Below are 17,169 nucleotides of genomic sequence, written 5' to 3' on the forward strand. Positions count from 1 at the left end.
GCTCAGCCCTCCACCGTGCCGACTCGGGTCGACGGGTCGTCGTCGGATGCGCGGGAGAGCACCGGAACCAGTGCATCCACGGCGTACGGGAGGCTCAGCGGGCTCGCGAAGCCGAGTGCAGCGGGTACCGGTGTGCCGAACTCACCGACGTACACCGTCCGGTCGTCCTTCACGACGTTCAGGCTCTGCAGCAACGCGTTGCCCGCGACATCCTCGGGTGTGACACCGAGGAGGACGAGTGTCTGCTGATCGAGCAGGTCGTAGCGCTCGGCGCTGACGAGTCCGGTGGTCTCCGGAGTGGTGAATCCGAGGTCGGTGAAGAAGCGGTTGCGGGGATCTCCGCTGTCGAGGATGTAGAACGTGCCGTCGAGGTACAGAGCGACCGCGGCGGTGCGACCCTCGAACGACGGGTTCTGCGCGGTGGCGTCGGAGAACTTCGCGTCCACCTCCGTGCGCACGGTGTCCGCCTCGGCGGTCTTGCCGAGCGCAGTTCCGTAGGCCGCCAGCTGATCCCGCCACGACGGCGTCTCCGACCCGTCCGAACCGGCGATATCGCCCACCGTGGTCGCGATCCGACCGAGCTGCTGGTACTCCGGCTCCTCGAGGTACGCGTAGGTGGCCATGATCAGGTCCGGTTCGGCCGCCGCCACGCCTTCGACGTCGAGTGTGTCGCTGCCGACCTCGGTGATGGTGTTGCCGGCCAGTTGATCCTGCGCCCACGGGCGGGTCGCGTAGTCGTACCCGGAGAAACCGCGTGTGGCGACGGGCGTGACGCCCAGCGAGAGCGCAAAGTCCTGATCGTTGTACCCGGCGGTCACCAGGCGCTCCGGCGCGGCGTCGACCGTCACGGTGCCGAACTTGTCGGTGATCTGCGCCGGGAAGGCACCGTTCGACTCCGTCGGTGCGGAGTCGGTGTCCGACGAGCTGCACGCCGCCGTGCCGAGAAGTAGAACCGTGGCCGCGACGGACACACCGACGGAGACGCGCATGAGACACCCTTCGAGAGATCAGATCGTTTGAAGTAAGGCTAACCTCAGAGGCGCTGCGCCCGTCTACCGACCCAACCCGAGTGCACCCGCGAGCCGCGCCCAGTCCCCGACCGGTGGAACGTCCATCCGGGCGCCGAGCACCTGGACCACCACGCTCGTCGCGCCGGCGTCGATGTGCTCCTGGACGCGTCGAGTGGTGGCCTCGAGGCCCCGCGTGACCATGGCATCGGCAAGCTTCGCGCTCCCGCCTCGGACGAAGTCGTCCTGCCCGAAACCCAGTCGCTCCCAGTTGTTCCGGTAGTTGGGAAGTCCCGTGTAGATGTTCAGATGGGCGTGAGCCCGTTCGCTCCACACCGACTCGTCCGAGTCCGCGGCCGGGTCCACCACGGCGGCCTGTTCGACCACGAGTTCCGGACGGTGCTCGCTGTCGCCCGCATCGAGGATCTCGCGCGCCATCGACGTGTGCTCCGGTGTCACGAGGTACGGATGAGCGCCGGCGGTGCGATCCCGCGACAGCTCGATCATCTTCGGACCGAGGGCCGCGAGCAGCCGCGGCGGGTTCTCCTCCTCCCCCGCCACCGCGGCCGGTGCAGCGTCCAGAGCGTCGAGGTACTCCCTCATCGCTGCAACAGGTTTCGCGTAGAGATGCCCGCGCATACGTTCGACGAGGGGTGCGTGGGAGACACCGAGACCCAGGACGAAGCGGCCGCCCGACACGGCGTGCAGGGTCCGCGCGGCGGACGCCGTCGCGACGGCATCACGGGCGTAGATGCTGGCGATACCGGTTCCGACCACCAGCGAGGACGTGGCGCCGAGGTAGAGCTGAGCCGCGGTGAGTGCTTCACGCCCGTACGCCTCACCGAACCAGAGCGAGTGCCACCCCTGCTGTTCGACCTGCCTCACCACGTCCGTGACGTCGGTGACGGGCACGCCGTCGAGAGTTCCCGTCCAGAGGCCGATGGTCGCGTCGGAAGTCATGTTCACCAGTGTGCACGCGGCGGGGTCAGACCCGGTCGACCGACTGCCTGAGCCTGTCGAGTGTCGCCGCGATGTTCGCGGTGTTGGCGGTGGCACGATCACGGACGCCCGTGGCCAGCCCGCCGATGCCCACGAACCATCCCGGACGTCGATCCCACATCCGCTCCGTGACCACGGTTCCGTCCGACGACTGCTCCACGTCGTATCGCCAGTGCGCGATCGGGATGGAGAAAGGTCCGTACGCGACGTCGAAGGCGAACGCGCGCCCCGGATCGGCGTCGGTCACGGTGCACGTCGTCGACCATCGGTGCAGGCCGTTGCGATTACTCCCGACGAACGTCGCACCGACTCCCGCCGACGAGCCGCTCTTCCAGCGCATCGTGTGGGCCTCGTCGGCGAAGTCGGCGAGACGGTCCAGGTCCGTGACGGCGGCGTACACGGTGTCGGCGTCGGCGCGCACCGTGACGGTTCCCGACGCGAGAGCGGGTGTGGAAGATTCGGTCACCGCGCCACCGTATCGAGGCCGCCACCGGAGAATGCCGTTTCCGACGCGGTGTCGTACAGAGTCAAGAAGGACCGGCCTACGTCGTGCAGAGTCGACTGCACACCGTCACCTACTTCCAGGAGTGTTCATGCCGTCCCTCCCCCCCTTCCGTTTCCCGGGCGCCACCGCGCTGGTCACCGGCGCAGCCAGTGGAATGGGCGAACAGATGGCGTACGAACTCGCCCGCCGCGGAACCGATCTCATCCTTCTCGACAGGGACGCCGAGCGTCTCGCAGACGTCGCGCAGGCCATCGGTGCGGCCTCCCCCGCCCGGTCCATCGACACCGTGGTCGCCGATCTGTCCGATCTGGACCGTCTGGGTATCGCCATCGACGGCATCGTCGAGCGGCACAAGCGCATCGATCTGCTGATCAACAATGCCGGCATCGCCTTCGGCGGGTCGTTCGAGCAGCTGTCGGCCAAGGATTTCGATACGGTGATGGACATCAACTTCCGTGCGCCGGTGGACATCACACGTCGACTGCTTCCCACGTTGCGTCGCTCGCCCGGCTCGCACATCGTCAACGTGTCCAGCCTGTTCGGGATCGTGGCCCCTCCCGGCCAGTCGGCGTACTCGTCGAGCAAGTTCGCCATCCGCGGCTTCACGGAGTGCCTGCGCCACGAACTCGCTCCGAACATCGGCGTCACGTCCGTGCATCCCGGCGGCATCAAGACCCGGATCGCCGAGACCGCCGGATCGGCCGCCGGTGCCACCGACAAGGAGATCGAGGCGGGCAAGGCCACCTTCGCGAAGCTGCTCACCTACCCGGCAGACAAGGCCGCTCTACGCATCCTCGACGGTGTGGAGAAGCGCAAGGGCCGCGTTCTGATCGCGGCGAGTGCGCACTCCGTCGACATCCTGGCGCGACTGTTCCCGGCGACCTACTTCTCGGTCATGCGCCGCGCCATGTAGCAGCGTCACTCACGACAGGGCCAGGGCCTCCGCCAGATCGGCGTCGACCCTGGCCTTGTTCGCGCCCAGGCCGTGCAACAGCCCGGAGCCGTTCTCGTGTTCGAGCAGCGCGAGAAGGATGTGTTCGGTCCCCACGTAGTCGTGGCCCAGCCGGAGCGCCTCCCGGAACGTCAACTCCAGCGCCTTCGCGGCGTCCTGATCGAACGGGATCAGGGTAGGTAGATCGGCAGCGACAGGGCTCGGTTCGGTGCCCACGGCACTCCGCAGATCGTCGACCGAGATGGACTGCTTCCCCAGCAGTTGCACGCCGAACGAGTCCGGCTCGGCCAGCATGCCCAGCACGAGGTGCCCTGGCGTGATGGTGGCGGATCTACGGTCCCTCGCCTCTGTCTGCGCCGAGACGACGACGTTGCGAGCGCGCGTGGTGAATCGGGAGAAGCCCTGGCTCGCGTTCAGCGGTTCCTCCGAGCGAGGCTTGGCCACGAACTTCTTCTGGGCGGCCTGCTTACTGACGCCCATACTGCGGCCGATCTCCGTCCACGATGCACCCGACCGACGGGCCTGGTCGACGAAGTGGCCGATGAGGTGGTCGGCCACGTCCCCGAGGTGATCGGCGACGACCATCGCACCGCTGAGCTGGCTCAGTGCGTCGTCGTTCGACCGTGAGATCGCTTCGATGAGGTCGTCGAGTCGAACGTTCGTGATTGCTGTCTTGTCCGTCATGCGTCAACTCTAAGTTGACGAACCCCGACCGTCAACACATGATTGACGGGCGGGGTTCGCACCGACGGGACGTCAGCGAACGTTCGCCACCTTCCGCACAGCGCTGCGCGCCGTGCCCTTCAACGTCTTGCTCATGTCGCCGCGGAGCGTCGACATCGAGTCGAGAATGTAGTTCTGACGGACCAACCAGGGACCGTGGTCACCCTGGCGGGGGAACTCGTCGATGGATCGCTGCACGTACCCCGACTGCAGATCGAGCAGGGGACGTTCCTCGAGCGGGCCCCGAGGTGACGGCACCACCGAGGCGAGATCGTTCTTGTCCATGTACTCGAGCACGCGGCAGACGAGACGCGACGTCAGATCGGCCCGCAGGGTCCACGACGCGTTGGTGTAGCCGATGCAGATGGCGAAGTTGGGAACGCCGGTCATCATGGCGCCCTGCCAGACGAACTGCTTCGACAGGTCGACGGCCACCCCGTCGACGTGCGGCGTGATTCCGCCGAATGCCAACAGCTGCAGTCCCGTTGCGGTGATGATGACGTCCGCGGGCAACGTCTTTCCGGACTTCAGGCGAATGCCGTCCGGGAGGACAGTGTCGATGTGATCGGTGACGACCGAGGCCTTGCCCTTCTTCATCGCCTTGAAAAGGTCCGCGTCCGGGATGGCGCACAGGCGCTGATCCCACGGGTTGTATTCCGGCGTGAAGTGTTCCGCGACCAGCTTCTCGTCACCGAGGATCTTGGTGGAGAACTTGGTCAGCAGCGCGCGCGCCGACTCGGGCCGGCGCCGGCAGAACTGGTAGAAGCCGGTGCTGAACAGGATGTTCTTCGTGCGAATGATGCTGTGCGCCATGCCCGCGGGGAGGTACTTGCGAATCCTGTCGGCCAGCTTGTCCCTGCCGGGCACCGCACTGATCCAGGTGGGCGAGCGCTGCAGCATCGTCACATGGTTCGCCGTGCGCGACATGGACGGCACGAGAGTGACTGCAGTGGCACCACTTCCGATCACGACGACATTCTTGCCCGCGTAGTCCAGATCCTCCGGCCAGAACTGCGGATGGACCGTGGTTCCGGCAAACGTGTCGAGGCCGGCGATGTCGGGGTTGTACCCCTTGTCGTAGTCGTAGTATCCGGCGCAGCAGTACAGGAAGCCGCACGTCATCTGCGTGGTGGAGACGCCGGACTCGTCGGTGACCTGCAGCGTGAGAGTCCACGTCGCATCGGCCGTGCTGTAGTCGGCGTCGACGACCTTCGTGCCGTACCGGATACGACGGTCGATACCGAACTCGGCGGCGGTCTCCTTGATGTAGTCCAGGATCGTCTCGCCGTCGGCGATGGACTTCTCCGCGCGCCACGGCTTGAACTGGTAACCCAACGTGTACATGTCGGAATCCGAGCGCACCCCCGGGTAGCGGAACAGATCCCACGTGCCGCCCATGCTGGTTCGCGCCTCGAGAATCGCCCAGGTCTTGCCGGGATGCTCCGTCGACAAGCGGTAGCCCGCGCCGATTCCGGACAGTCCTGCCCCGACGACGACCACGTCGACGTGCTCGAGGGTCGAATCGGTGAACGACGGATCGAGATGATCGGCTGTGGATGTCATACGACCAGTCTCCCGACTCCGACGCGACATTGCTTGACTCTGGACGACATGTCCTTGATTCTTGGCGACATGCCCGCCATTCGATCCGCCGGTTTGAGAGGCTTCCGCGCCACGGTGGCCGAACTGGGGGGCGACGCGGAGAGCTACGCGGTCGCCGCCGGACTTCCCGTTGCCGCGCTGGACGCGGACGACCTCCTGGTCGAGGACGTCGCCATGGCCGGCGTGCTCGAGATCGCGGCCGCGGAACTCGACTGCCCCGATCTCGGACTCCGCATCGCCCGCCGACAGGACCTCGGGATGCTCGGTCCTCTGGCGTTGGCTATCCAGAACTCGGCGACCGTGGGTGAGGCCCTCGAGTGCACGGAGCACTACCTCTTCATCCATGCCCAGTCGCTGTCTCTGCACCCCGAGCGTGACCCCTACGGAACACCGGGAATCGTCGGATTGAGGTACGGCACCAGGCCCGGCATCATCGCGCCGATCCAGGGCACCGACATGGGACTGGGATTCCTGCACCGGGCCACCATCGCGCTGGTCGGTGGTCCGTACGGTCTGAGGTCCGTCGAGCTCCCGTACGTACCCGTCGCTCCGGTGTCGGTGTACGAGAACTTTTTCGGCGTCGCCGTCCGAACCGGCCGACCCGCCGCCATCCTGCGGGTGCCGGCGTCCCTGATGGACCGGCCCATGCACGGCGGCGACTCCAACCTGCACCGGTTGGCGCTGGCGTTCCTGGCCCGACAGGGCGCCGGACCGACCACCGACGTCACTCCGCGGGTCCGGACCATCCTGCAGCAGTCACTCGGGACCACTCCCCCGCACATCGACCACGCGGCGCGCCTCCTGAGCCTGCATCCACGCACGCTGCAACGCCGATTGTCCGGCGAGAACACCACGTTCGCGGCGATCGTCGACCAGGTCCGACGCGAGGAGTCGCTCCGCTACCTGACGACGACATCGCTGCCCATGAGTCAGATCGCCGCCGCCGTCGGACTGTCCGAGCAGTCGACGTTCACCCGCGCGTGCCGCCGATGGTGGGACCTCACTCCCACCGACGTCCGTCGCCACAGTCCCGGCGACGGACGACGGCTCAGCTGAAAGCGCTGGACGGAAGCTCTTTCTCGTCGTCCACGATGGCACTTACGATGCGCGCGGCGACGTCGTCCGGATCGAGTCCCGCCGGCATCGACGGCGCAGTGCCGGAGATCGCACGCGTCGCCAGTCCGGTTTCGGTGTGGGGCGGACGGGCATCGACCACCCGCACCTTGCGCCGACGCGCCTCGGGTCGTACCGCCTCGACGAATGCGCTGATACCGGCCTTCGCCGCGCAGTAGGCCGCCATCCCGCCGACAGGCTTCTCGGCGATGACCCCACTGATGCTCAGGATGACGCCCCCGGCCTCGACGCGTGTCAGGGCGGACCGCACGAGGCGCAGCGGCGCCAGCAGGTCGACGAGCAACAGATCGTCCACCGTGTCGTCGTCCACCTCCGCGGCCGGCCCGAACGCCACGATCCCCGACGCGATCACGACTCCGTCGAGGTGGCCGACGTGCGACGTCGCCTGCACGACGAGGTCCTCCGGTGCACCGGGGTGGGCCAGGTCTGCTGCCACGACGTGCGCCCCGTCCACGCCGAGCGCGGACAGCGCGTCCGCCGACCGTCCCGAGATCGTCACGGTCGCACCCGCGTCGACGAGACGCGCGGTGATCCGCGAGCCGAGAGCACCCGAGGCGCCCGTGACCAGGAAATGCTTACCGGCGAGTTCCATGTCAGACGCCCATCTCGGAGAGCGAGCCGACGGTCGCCGCGGTGGCCGACCGCGTCCAGGCGACGGGATCCTGCCCCTGCGGGCTCACACACACCGTGTCGACGCCCAGGGCGGCGAATCCTTCCATCTCACGGAGGAACCCGGCACCGTCCGCGACCGGATCGAGCGAGGTGATGATGGTCTTCTCGATATCCGCGTAGTCGCGTCCCTCGCGCTCGCAGTGACCGCGCAGGACGTCGAGCTTGTGGGCGACGGTGTCCTGGTCGGGCGCGAAAAGGTTGCAGAGTGAGCCGTACCGCGCGACGAAGGCCAGCGTCTTCTTCTCCCCGGACCCGCCGATCATGATGGGCGGCTCGGGGCGCTGCAGCGGTTTCGGCTCACAGATCGTCTCGGCCAACGAGTAGTGCTGTCCGTCGAACGGACCGTCGTCGTCGCTCCACATCTGCTTGCAGATCCGCACGGCCTCCTCGAGCCGCTCGAATCGCTCGGCCATGGAGGGGAACGGGACACCCAACCCCTTGTGCTCGCGTTCGTACCAGGCTGCGCCGATTCCCAGCATCGCCCGACCCCCGGACAGGACGTCGAGCGTCGTGACGGTCTTGGCCAGCAGACCCGGATGACGGTAGGTCACGCCGGTGACCAGCAGGCCCAGCCTGATGCTCTCGGTCCGTCCCGCGAGGAACCCCAGCGAGGTGTAGCCCTCGAGCATCGGGTCCTGCGCGGTGGCGAGGTTCTCCATCTGGAACCAGTGATCCATCAGCGTGAACAGAGTGCACCCCCCGTCCTCCGCGGCGCGTGCGCTGTCCGAGAGCAGTCCGGCCGTCGCGGCGGCCCCGCCCGGAAGGGTGAAGTACGGATAATGAACGGCCAACTGCACGATGGGGTCTCCTCGTTCGTCTCTCGCAACGGATCTGCTGCTACTTCGTCCCTGCGTACGGTTCCGGACCGTCGGAAGCCACGGCGAGGGAACATTCGGGGTCGTCGCGCGTTGTTCGGAGTGTGAATGAATCGGCTCCGACTCGGACAGTAGTGGCAACGGCTTTCGGCGGCCCTGAGGTCGTCGAGCTACGTGAGGTGGACCTGGGCGAACCCGGCGACGGCATGGTTCTCGTCGAGGTACGGGCGGCCGGGGTGAACCCCATCGACTACAAGCTCTACAGCGGCGCGTTCGGCACCGACTCCAGTCGCCTTCCGATGCCGCTGGGTGCCGAAGCATCCGGTGTCGTGCTGGCCGTCAGCGCGAATGCCGACGGCCCCGCGGGTCCCGTGTCGGTCGGAGACGAGGTCATCGTTCTCGCCGACGGCGCGTATGCCGAGCGCATCATCGCCCCGGCGGGCTCGATCCTGCCCAAGCCCGCCTCTCTCGACTGGGCCGAGGCGGCGTCGTATCTCCTCACGGCTGCCACCGCCTGGGACATCGTCGAACTGTCCGGCGTCGGCGAGGGCGACTGCGTGCTGATCCATGGCGCGTCCGGGTCCGTGGGCTCACAGGCGATCCAACTCGCCGTCCATCGCGGTGCGCAGGTGATCGGTACCGCGAGTCCTCGCAATCTGGACGCGGTGCGTGCACTCGGCGCCGTGGCCGTTCCCTACGGCGACGGTCTGCTCGACCGTGTCCGGACTGCCGCACCGGACGGAGTCGACGTGGCGCTGGACACCGTCGGAACCGACGAGGCGGTGGACGTGTCGCTGGCCCTGGTCGAGGACCGCACCAGGATCGTCACCATCGCGGCCTTCGGCCGGGCCGCGGACGAAGGTTTCCCGTCCGTGGGCGGGGGGAACGCGGAGAGCGCAGCCCGTCGTGAACGTGCCCGCCTGACGTTGCTCGACCTCGCGGGGTCCGTGGTCACCGTGACGATCGCCGCGAAGTACCCGTTGGACAAGGCTGCGAGGGCTCATCGCGAACTGGGCACGAATCACCCGCGCGGAAAGTACGTTCTCGAACCCTGACCGGCAGGTCGGGCCGCAGCAGACTACCGTTGTCCCCGAGAACACAGACATTTTAGGAGTGGACACATGAGCGTCGAGACGAACGAGAAGAAGCGTCACCGCGTCGTCGTCATCGGTTCCGGATTCGGTGGCCTCTTCGGCACGCAGGCCCTCAAGCGAGCCGATGTGGACGTCACGCTCATCGCGCGTACCACCCACCACCTGTTCCAGCCGTTGCTGTACCAGGTTGCCACCGGCATCCTGTCCGTCGGCGAGATCGCCCCCGCCACCCGCGTCATCCTGCGCAAGCAGAAGAACGCCGAGGTGTTGATGGGTGACGTCGAGACCATCGATCTGACGAGCAAGACGGTCACGTCGCGTCTGCTCGAGCGCGAGACGGTGACGCACTTCGATAGCCTGATCGTCGCGGCGGGTGCCCAGCAGTCGTACTTCGGCAACGATCACTTCGCCGAGTTCGCGCCGGGTATGAAGACCATCGACGACGCCCTCGAGCTGCGCGGCCGGATCCTCGGCGCGTTCGAGCAGGCCGAGCTGTCGACGGACCCTGCGGAGCGCGAGCGTCTGATGACGTTCGTCGTCGTCGGCGCAGGCCCCACCGGTGTCGAGCTGGCCGGCCAGATCTCCGAGCTGGCCAACCGCACCCTCGACGGAGCGTTCCGCAACATCGACGCCAGGGACGCCAAGGTCGTCCTCCTCGACGCTGCGCCTGCCGTTCTGCCGCCGATGGGCAAGAAGCTCGGCGAGAAGGCAGCCAAGCGCCTCGAGAAGCTGGGCGTCGACATCCAGCTCAACGCGATGGTGACCGGCGTCGACAACGACGGTCTGACCGTCAAGGAGAAGGACGGCACCGAGCGTCGCATCGAGGCCCAGTGCAAGGTGTGGTCGGCCGGCGTGCAGGCCAGCCCCTTGGGCAAGCAGCTCGCCGACCAGTCCGACGGCACCGAGGTGGACCGGGCCGGACGTGTCGTCGTCGAGCCCGATCTGACCATCAAGGGCCACCCCGAGGTCTTCGTCGTCGGCGACATGATGTCGGTGAAGGACGTTCCCGGCATGGCGCAGGGCGCCATCCAGGGTGCGAAGTACGCCGTGAAGCAGATCAAGGCGTCGCTCGACGGTCAGAGCCCGGCAGAGCGCAAGCCGTTCTCGTACTTCGACAAGGGCTCGATGGCCACCGTGTCGCGTTTCAGCGCGGTGTGCAAGGTCGGCAAGCTCGAGTTCGGTGGCTTCATCGCATGGGTCGCGTGGCTCGGCCTGCACCTCTTCTACCAGGTGGGATACCGCAACCGCTTGACGACGGTCATCTCGTGGTTCGTGACCTTCCTGGGTCGCGGTCGCGCGCAGATGGCGTCGACCGAGCAGCAGGTGTTCGCCCGTCTCGCGATCGAGCAGTTGCACACTCTCGAGAAGGAGAACCGCGTCGAGGGCATCTCCATCCCGACGCGCACGGTCGAGGCGACCAGCAAGGCCGCCGACCGCGAGTCCGGCGTCACGGTGGACGCCGAGGGTCGGCAGAAGCAGCAGGACAGCACCGAGAAGCGTGCCGCGTCGGGTGCGTCCCCCACTGCGGAGGAACGTCAGGGAGCAGAACCGTCCTCGGCGGAGTCCGCAGGAGCCAAGCGCGCAGGCTGAACGACCGGTAGCCGATGGCCGAGCCAGGTGGAGAGAGTTCCACCGCCGGCCATCGGCATCGTCGTGTGCAGGCCCGATCGCACATCACCGGTGGCGTCCGGCAAGGCCGTCGAGGGGCACGTGAGAGTGCTCATCGCCGCCATCGGGGCGAACAGGGCGTCGTGACCGTCGGCTCCCGGCCCGAGGTCCAGCCGGTGACGGAGCACCGGCGTCGTACCGGTATCGACGTCGAACGTTCCCGTCCATCGCGCGAGGTGTTCGCCGGTGCGGCCGAGCTGCACCCGCTCGCGAACCACTGCCCGCGACCCCGTCCCGAGGTGCAGACCGACCGTCGAGTGATGCTCGGCCGAACCCGCGACGATGGTCGGCTCCGGGTCGAAGACCAGGTTTCCACCGTCGTGCACCTCGAGAGACCACCGCGCGTGTGAGACGTCGGTGATGCGTCCAGGGAGGGCCACCGACGCGGCGACGGTGCAGACCTCGAGTCGGGCACCCGCCTCTACGACGATGCGAACCTCGATCGTGTCCCCACCGAGAGGTGTTGCGGCAGAGCCGATCAGGTGCACCCGATGCGCTCCTGTCCGCCGCACCGCCAACCCACCGCGGGCCTCGATCCGCGGTGTGCGGGCACGCGACGCCACGATGGTCACGACGGACTGCAGCGTCCCGCGGCCGACCGGGGCCGTCGACTCAGACAGCGACGGCGGCGAGCTGATCTCGCACCCACCTCAGCACGTCGGTCGCGGCCGGATCCTCAGTCAGTGAGATCAACGCGGTCGGCCGCCCTTCGCGCACTCGGACAGCGTCGTTCTCCATGACCGTGAGATCCGCTCCCACCATCGGAGCCAGATCCGTCTTGTTGATGACCAGCAGATCCGAGTACGTCACCCCCGGACCGCCCTTGCGGGGCACCTTGTCGCCGCCGGCCACGTCCACCACGAAGATCTGGACGTCGATGAGTCCGGACGAGAACGTCGCGGTGAGGTTGTCGCCACCCGACTCGACGAGGATGAGATCCAGCGGCGGGTTCGCCTCGATCAAATCGTCGATGGCGTCGAGGTTCGCTGTGATGTCGTCGCGGATAGCGGTGTGCGGGCATCCCCCGGTCTGCACGGCCGTGATGCGCTGGTCGGGCAGCACCGCGTGACGACGGAGGAAGTCGGCGTCCTCCGTGGTGTAGATGTCGTTGGTCAGCACCGCGAGAGACAGCTCGTCCCGCAGTTGTCGGCACAGAGCAGCGACGAGCGCCGTCTTGCCGGATCCCACGGGGCCGCCGATGCCGACCCGCAGAGCCTCGCCGGGTGTGCGAGAACGCTTCGGGCGGTCCAGGTCGTGCGTGTGCGGTTCCCCGTCGATGAGATGCGGAGGCATCGTGAAGGCTCCTTCGGTGTTGTCGGTCAGGACGCGAACAGTGGTCGTTCACGCTGTACGTGGCGTTCGCCCAGGAAGTCGAGCAGCGGGTCGGACAGGTTCTCCAGTCGAGGGAGGCCGGCGGTGACCGAGTCGGCGATGCGGTCGCACTCGCTCGCGAGGCCGATGGTGCAGGCCGCCACGGCACCGGGGTCGAGAGCCAGGAGCCGCTGCGCGGCGATCGCCGCGCCGGTCATCGCGGTGTAGATCTGAACGGACGCGGTCTCCGACGGGGTGGACCCGGTGAGCGCACCGACGACACCGGCGACGACCGGAAGATGCGGACGACGACCGAGCGTCGACCAGTCGTGATCGGGCCACACGGTCTCGGCGAGTCGGCGCAGTCCCCGTCCCTGGGACCGAGAGGCCGCGCGCGCGGCGGGAGACGGTGTGCGAGCGTCCGTCTCGTGATCGGCGTCGACCGGGGACAGGATGCCCGCGCAGACGGCCGCCGCGAGGGACGCCGCGACCGCACCACTGATTCTCATCCGACGACGCAGGTACGCGTCGAGAGTCACCACGTCGCGCACGAGGCCTTCCGTGATCGCTTCCTCCACTCCACCGGAGTGCACGTGACCCCCGATGGGCAACCGGGAGTCGGCGAGGGTGAAGAGCATCGCGAGCCCGGACGGTGCAGACAGTGATGTCCTCGGATCCAGTGTCGTCATCAGAACAGGAAGTACCGCTGCGCCATCGGCAGTTCGGTCGCCGGCTGCTCGGTCCACACGTCGCCGTCGATACGCACGGTGAACGTGTCGGGATCCACCTCGATGCGCGGCACCGCGTCGTTGTTCACCATCTGCGCTTTGCCGATGCCGCGGACGTTGCCCACGGGCACCAGACGGCGGGAGACGTCGAGCCGGTTCGCGAGACCGTCCTCGAGTGCCTGCGGCGCAACGAAGTGCACGGACGTGGCCGCCGCGGCTTTCGGTGTCGCACCGAACATGGGCCGAGGGAGCTCGGGCTGAGGTGTGGGGATGGACGCGTTCGCGTCGCCCATCGTCGCCCAGGCGATCATGCCGCCCTTGATCACCATGTGCGGACGGACACCGAAGAATGCCGGTTCCCACAACACCAGGTCGGCCAGCTTGCCGGGTTCGATCGAACCGACCTCGGCATCGAGACCGTGCGCCACGGCGGGGCAGATCGTGTACTTGGCGACGTACCGCATGGCGCGGTTGTTGTCTGCGCGATAATCGCCGGCAAGGAAGCCGCGGCGCTTCTTCATCACGTGCGCGGTCTGCCACGTCCGCAGGACGACCTCCCCGATCCGGCCCATGGCCTGGGAATCGCTCCCGATCATGGAGATCGCTCCCATGTCGTGCAGCAGGTCCTCGGCGGCGATCGTCGACGGTCGGATCCGACTTTCCGCGAACGCGAGATCCTCCGGAATCGACGGACTGAGGTGGTGGCACACCATCAGCATGTCGAGGTGCTCGTCGAGAGTGTTGACCGTGTGCGGCCGAGTGGGATTGGTGGAACTGGGGAGTACGTGGGGCTGCGAGGCGACCGTGATGATGTCGGGTGCGTGACCGCCTCCGGCTCCCTCCGTGTGATACGAGTGGATTCCTCGACCGGCGATCGCACCGAGCGTGTCCTCGACGAAACCGGCCTCGTTGAGGGTGTCCGAATGGAGTGCGGCCTGCACGCCCGCCTGATCACACACCGTCAGGCAGGCGTCGATGGCGGCAGGTGTCGATCCCCAGTCCTCGTGCAGCTTGAACCCCGAGGCGCCGGCGCGTAACTGCTCCCACATCGCATCGGGTGAGACCGTGTTGCCCTTGCCCAGCAGCGCCACGTTCATCGGCCATCCGTCGAGAGCCTCGAGCATGCGTGCGAGGTGCCATGCGCCCGGAGTGACCGTGGTGGCCTTCGTCCCCTCGGCGGGACCGGTGCCGCCGGCGATGATCGTGGTGATGCCTCCGCCGAGCGCTTCCTCCATCAACTGCGGTGCGATCAGGTGCACATGGCAGTCGATGGCTCCGGCGGTGAGAATCCTGCCGTTGCCGGCGATGATCTCGGTGGAGGGTCCGATGACGAGGTCCGGATGCACCCCGGACATCGTGTCGGGATTGCCCGCCTTGCCCAGCGCGACGATACGGCCGTCGCGGATACCGACGTCGGCCTTGATGATTCCCCAGTGGTCGAGCACGACCACGCCCGTGATGATCGTGTCCGGCGCGCCGTCGGCACGGGTGGCGCGGGACTGACCCATCGACTCGCGGATCACCTTGCCGCCGCCGAAGACGGCTTCGTCACCGGCGAGACCCGGCCCGCCGCAACGGTCCTCGGTGATCTCGACGACGAGATCGGTGTCCGCCAACCGGATTCGATCGCCGGTGGTGGGCCCGTAGAGCTGCGCGTACCGCGATCGGTCGAGAAAGGACATCAGAGTCCGCCCGTCTCGACAGCATCCAGCCGACCGGGGGGTGTCAGGGAGATTCCATACACCTCACGGGATCCGCCGATGTCGACGGCGGTCACGCGATGCGCGATACCCGGTTCGAAACGCACGGCCGTTCCCGCAGGGATGTCGAGCCGCTTGCCGTGTGCCGCTTCGCGGTCGAACGTCAAGGCGGCGTTCGACTGCGGCAAGTGCACGTGGCTGCCGACCTGCACGGGACGGTCGCCGTCGTTGACCACGTCCAGCGTGACGGTTGCCCGGCCGGCATTGAGTTCGATGACACCGTCCTCGACGAGGATCTCACCCGGAACGATTCTGCCGTCATCCATGCGCTCGGCGCCCTTCATGAAATGGGATCGTGGACGGTGATGAGCTTGGTGCCGTCGGGGAAGGTCGCCTCGACCTGCACCTCGGGCAGCATCTCCGGGATGCCGTCCATGACGTCCTCCCGGGTGAGCACCTCGCGTCCCGACGACATCAGTTCGGCGACGGTCCGCCCGTCACGTGCACCTTCGAGGAGGTGATCGGTGATGACGGCGATCGCTTCGGGGTGATTGAGCCGCAGACCGCGCTGACGTCGCCGACGCGCGAGTTCGGCGGCGTAACTGAGCAGCAGTCGCTCCTGCTCGTGCGGCGACAGTCTCATGCCTCGACCCTGCTCACTGGTGTGACGTCCTTTCGGGAATGCGACTGCGGCTCCGCAATGCTGGCACGCGGCGGGGCATCGCGCACGGCAGGCGGGAATCGCCCGGGTTCAGGCTCCGCCGATGGCCGCGGTGTCCTCGATGTTCTGCAGCCGCACCTGACCGCGTGCGATCAGCCGGTCCGACTCGTCGGTGATCGTGACCGTCCAGATCTGCTGTGTGCGTCCGCGGTGCACCGGAACCGCTTCCGCGGTGAGGACTCCGGCGCGAGCTGCGCGGATGAAGTCGGTGGTGTTGTTCACTCCCACCACGTGGCCGCGGCCGCCGAGCCACAATGCTGCAGCGGTGCTGGCGACGGATTCGATGACGGAACAGTGCACTCCCCCGTGCACGATGCCGAACGGCTGCAGCAGCTCGTCGCGGACCGTCCACCGCGCGGTGACGCGATCGGGTTCGAGATCGTGGAACTCGAGCCCGATGAGCTTGCCGAAACCGGTGTCGAGCTGCGCTCTCATGTCGTCCAGGGACGTCGTGGGTTCGGTCATCGGGAGACTCCTCGTGGCTGCCGGGATGGGAGTCCCAGTGAACCAACAGGGTCCGACCGAAAAGTCGGCGGGCCTCGCAGTGGTGTGCGAGGCCCGCCGGGGCACGGATGCCGGTGTCGCTGCAGCCCTCAGGTCACCGGCACGGTCCGAAGTCGATGTGTGCTCGTCGGCACGGATTCAGCATATAGGACAGGCTTGCCTAAGTCACGGGTATCGACGACGGCGGACCTGCCACCCGGCGCCGGCCAGGGCGTCGAGAAGCATCTGGCCGCGTCGCCATCCCGCCTCCTGGTCGTGGTCGGTACCCAGCATCGGAACCCGCGCGGATGCACCCAGTACGGAGTCTCCGACGATGCGCCCCAGCCCGGTTCTGTCGATCGGTCCGAGCGTCGACAGTCCCTGAGCGGCGACGTCCAGCGATCGGGACGCGCGATGCGCGATCCAGGCTGCGAGAGCCTCGTCGCACGGCAGACCCACCGTGCCGCTACTTCGCCCGACCGACGCCGACGACACCGAGCGCAACGTGGTGTCGCGAACTCCCGCCCAGTCGACGCAGACGTCGCTGTCCAGATGGATCCACAGGTTCTCGGGGCCCGGGTCCCAGGACCGAGCGCACGCGACGAACGCTGCAGCGGAGCGTCCGACGACGGCGTGGACCAGCGCCGCCGACACCTGCTCGATCGCCCGATGTGGATCGGGGTGGTCGAGCAGGGCACGCCCGTGCAGTGCGGCGAAGCGGCCCGACTCGCATCCGGTGGCGAAGGACCACCACCGACGTTTGCTCTGTTCTGCCATGTCGGCGACCGCGTAGACGCGAGGAGCGTTCGCATCGAGGTGGCGGAGCGTGGTCATCGTGCGACGGAACTCGGCACCGACGGTCGCTCGGCGGTCCGGTGGCGAGACGACGATGTCGGCGAGAACTGTCATCGGTGTGCGCTCCTCATGATCGGACGGGACGGCGTTGCGCCATAAGGTAAGCCTAACCAATACTCGACGTGCAACCGGTTGTGGTGCGCGTCACCGACCGACCCTGCGTACGCAAGTGCTTAGGATTGCGTAACCTTCCAAGGAGA

18 protein-coding genes and 1 pseudogene are annotated in these 17,169 nt (G+C 67.4%); 4 read left to right on the plus strand and 15 right to left on the minus strand.

Annotated features, from left to right (window positions below):
• Positions 1-2 precede the first annotated feature (2 nt).
• From ASG64_RS17665 to ASG64_RS17675, 3 genes are all read right to left on the minus strand, one after another.
• Positions 3-989, minus strand: coding sequence for an ABC transporter substrate-binding protein (locus ASG64_RS17665; protein WP_042575678.1), 987 nt, complete (start codon positions 987-989; stop codon positions 3-5).
• Between the two features lie 63 nt (positions 990-1,052).
• A complete protein-coding gene (locus ASG64_RS17670) occupies positions 1,053-1,967 on the minus strand; it encodes a TIGR03620 family F420-dependent LLM class oxidoreductase (RefSeq protein ID WP_056075195.1) in 915 nt (304 codons plus the stop codon).
• A 25-nt stretch (positions 1,968-1,992) separates the two neighbouring features.
• Positions 1,993-2,472: an SRPBCC family protein gene (locus ASG64_RS17675; RefSeq protein ID WP_056074906.1), complete on the minus strand. Its 480-nt coding sequence runs from the start codon at positions 2,470-2,472 to the stop codon at positions 1,993-1,995.
• A 127-nt stretch (positions 2,473-2,599) separates the two neighbouring features.
• Between ASG64_RS17675 and ASG64_RS17680 the strand changes: the two genes are divergently transcribed.
• Positions 2,600-3,424, plus strand: coding sequence for an SDR family NAD(P)-dependent oxidoreductase (locus ASG64_RS17680; RefSeq protein ID WP_056075198.1), 825 nt, complete (start codon positions 2,600-2,602; stop codon positions 3,422-3,424).
• 9 nt (positions 3,425-3,433) lie between these two features.
• On the opposite strand, the gene ASG64_RS17685 is transcribed toward ASG64_RS17680, so the two are convergent.
• Entirely contained in the window at positions 3,434-4,147 is a 714-nt protein-coding gene (locus ASG64_RS17685; protein ID WP_056074907.1) for a Clp protease N-terminal domain-containing protein, read from the minus strand.
• Positions 4,148-4,219: 72 nt separating this feature from the next.
• Positions 4,220-5,749 (minus strand): flavin-containing monooxygenase, encoded by a 1,530-nt coding sequence (locus ASG64_RS17690; RefSeq protein WP_056074909.1) that lies wholly within the window; start codon positions 5,747-5,749, stop codon positions 4,220-4,222.
• Positions 5,750-5,797: 48 nt separating this feature from the next.
• Here ASG64_RS17690 and ASG64_RS17695 point away from each other — a divergent pair, with 48 nt between their 5' ends.
• Positions 5,798-6,844, plus strand: coding sequence for an AraC family transcriptional regulator (locus tag ASG64_RS17695; RefSeq protein ID WP_235579645.1), 1,047 nt, complete (start codon positions 5,798-5,800; stop codon positions 6,842-6,844).
• On the opposite strand, the gene ASG64_RS17700 is transcribed toward ASG64_RS17695, so the two are convergent.
• Positions 6,837-7,514, minus strand: a complete 678-nt coding sequence (locus ASG64_RS17700) for an SDR family NAD(P)-dependent oxidoreductase (RefSeq protein WP_056074913.1) — start codon at positions 7,512-7,514, stop codon at positions 6,837-6,839. The two genes, ASG64_RS17695 and ASG64_RS17700, sit on opposite strands and share 8 nt — an antisense overlap.
• Before the next feature lies 1 nt (position 7,515).
• Positions 7,516-8,391, minus strand: coding sequence for an LLM class F420-dependent oxidoreductase (locus ASG64_RS17705; RefSeq protein WP_056074915.1), 876 nt, complete (start codon positions 8,389-8,391; stop codon positions 7,516-7,518).
• Positions 8,392-8,543: 152 nt separating this feature from the next.
• Here ASG64_RS17705 and ASG64_RS17710 point away from each other — a divergent pair, with 152 nt between their 5' ends.
• On the plus strand, positions 8,544-9,464 hold the full coding sequence (locus ASG64_RS17710; RefSeq protein WP_056074917.1) for an NADP-dependent oxidoreductase: 921 nt from the start codon (positions 8,544-8,546) through the stop codon (positions 9,462-9,464).
• Positions 9,465-9,530: 66 nt separating this feature from the next.
• Positions 9,531-10,871: pseudogene (locus ASG64_RS17715) on the plus strand (NAD(P)/FAD-dependent oxidoreductase); the annotation flags it as partial.
• 167 nt (positions 10,872-11,038) lie between these two features.
• Here ASG64_RS17715 and ASG64_RS17720 read toward each other — a convergent pair.
• The 8 genes from ASG64_RS17720 to ASG64_RS17755 all read right to left on the minus strand — a co-directional run bounded on the left by ASG64_RS17720 (position 11,039) and on the right by ASG64_RS17755 (position 17,023).
• Entirely contained in the window at positions 11,039-11,743 is a 705-nt protein-coding gene (locus ASG64_RS17720; protein WP_327212906.1) for an urease accessory protein UreD, read from the minus strand.
• Between the two features lie 40 nt (positions 11,744-11,783).
• Entirely contained in the window at positions 11,784-12,464 is a 681-nt protein-coding gene (gene ureG, locus ASG64_RS17725) for an urease accessory protein UreG (RefSeq protein ID WP_042575668.1), read from the minus strand.
• Positions 12,465-12,490: 26 nt separating this feature from the next.
• Positions 12,491-13,171, minus strand: a complete 681-nt coding sequence (locus ASG64_RS17730; protein WP_082518575.1) for an urease accessory UreF family protein — start codon at positions 13,169-13,171, stop codon at positions 12,491-12,493.
• On the minus strand, positions 13,171-14,892 hold the full coding sequence (locus tag ASG64_RS17735; RefSeq protein WP_042575667.1) for an urease subunit alpha: 1,722 nt from the start codon (positions 14,890-14,892) through the stop codon (positions 13,171-13,173). The genes ASG64_RS17730 and ASG64_RS17735 overlap by 1 nt, the downstream gene beginning before the upstream one ends.
• Positions 14,892-15,254, minus strand: a complete 363-nt coding sequence (locus ASG64_RS17740) for an urease subunit beta (RefSeq protein ID WP_235579646.1) — start codon at positions 15,252-15,254, stop codon at positions 14,892-14,894. The genes ASG64_RS17735 and ASG64_RS17740 overlap by 1 nt, the downstream gene beginning before the upstream one ends.
• The gene (locus tag ASG64_RS17745; protein WP_042575666.1) at positions 15,251-15,553 is read right to left on the minus strand and encodes an urease subunit gamma; all 303 of its coding nucleotides are present in this window, start codon (positions 15,551-15,553) and stop codon (positions 15,251-15,253) included. Before ASG64_RS17745 ends, ASG64_RS17740 begins: the two co-directional genes overlap by 4 nt.
• A 108-nt stretch (positions 15,554-15,661) precedes the next feature.
• Positions 15,662-16,096, minus strand: a complete 435-nt coding sequence (locus tag ASG64_RS17750) for a PaaI family thioesterase (protein WP_042575665.1) — start codon at positions 16,094-16,096, stop codon at positions 15,662-15,664.
• A 204-nt stretch (positions 16,097-16,300) separates the two neighbouring features.
• The gene (locus tag ASG64_RS17755) at positions 16,301-17,023 is read right to left on the minus strand and encodes a hypothetical protein (protein WP_056074923.1); all 723 of its coding nucleotides are present in this window, start codon (positions 17,021-17,023) and stop codon (positions 16,301-16,303) included.
• Between the last annotated feature and the right edge of the window lie 146 nt (positions 17,024-17,169).

This window comes from Rhodococcus sp. Leaf247 (genome assembly GCF_001426185.1).
In the GTDB taxonomy this organism is placed as follows: Bacteria; Actinomycetota; Actinomycetes; order Mycobacteriales; family Mycobacteriaceae; genus Rhodococcoides.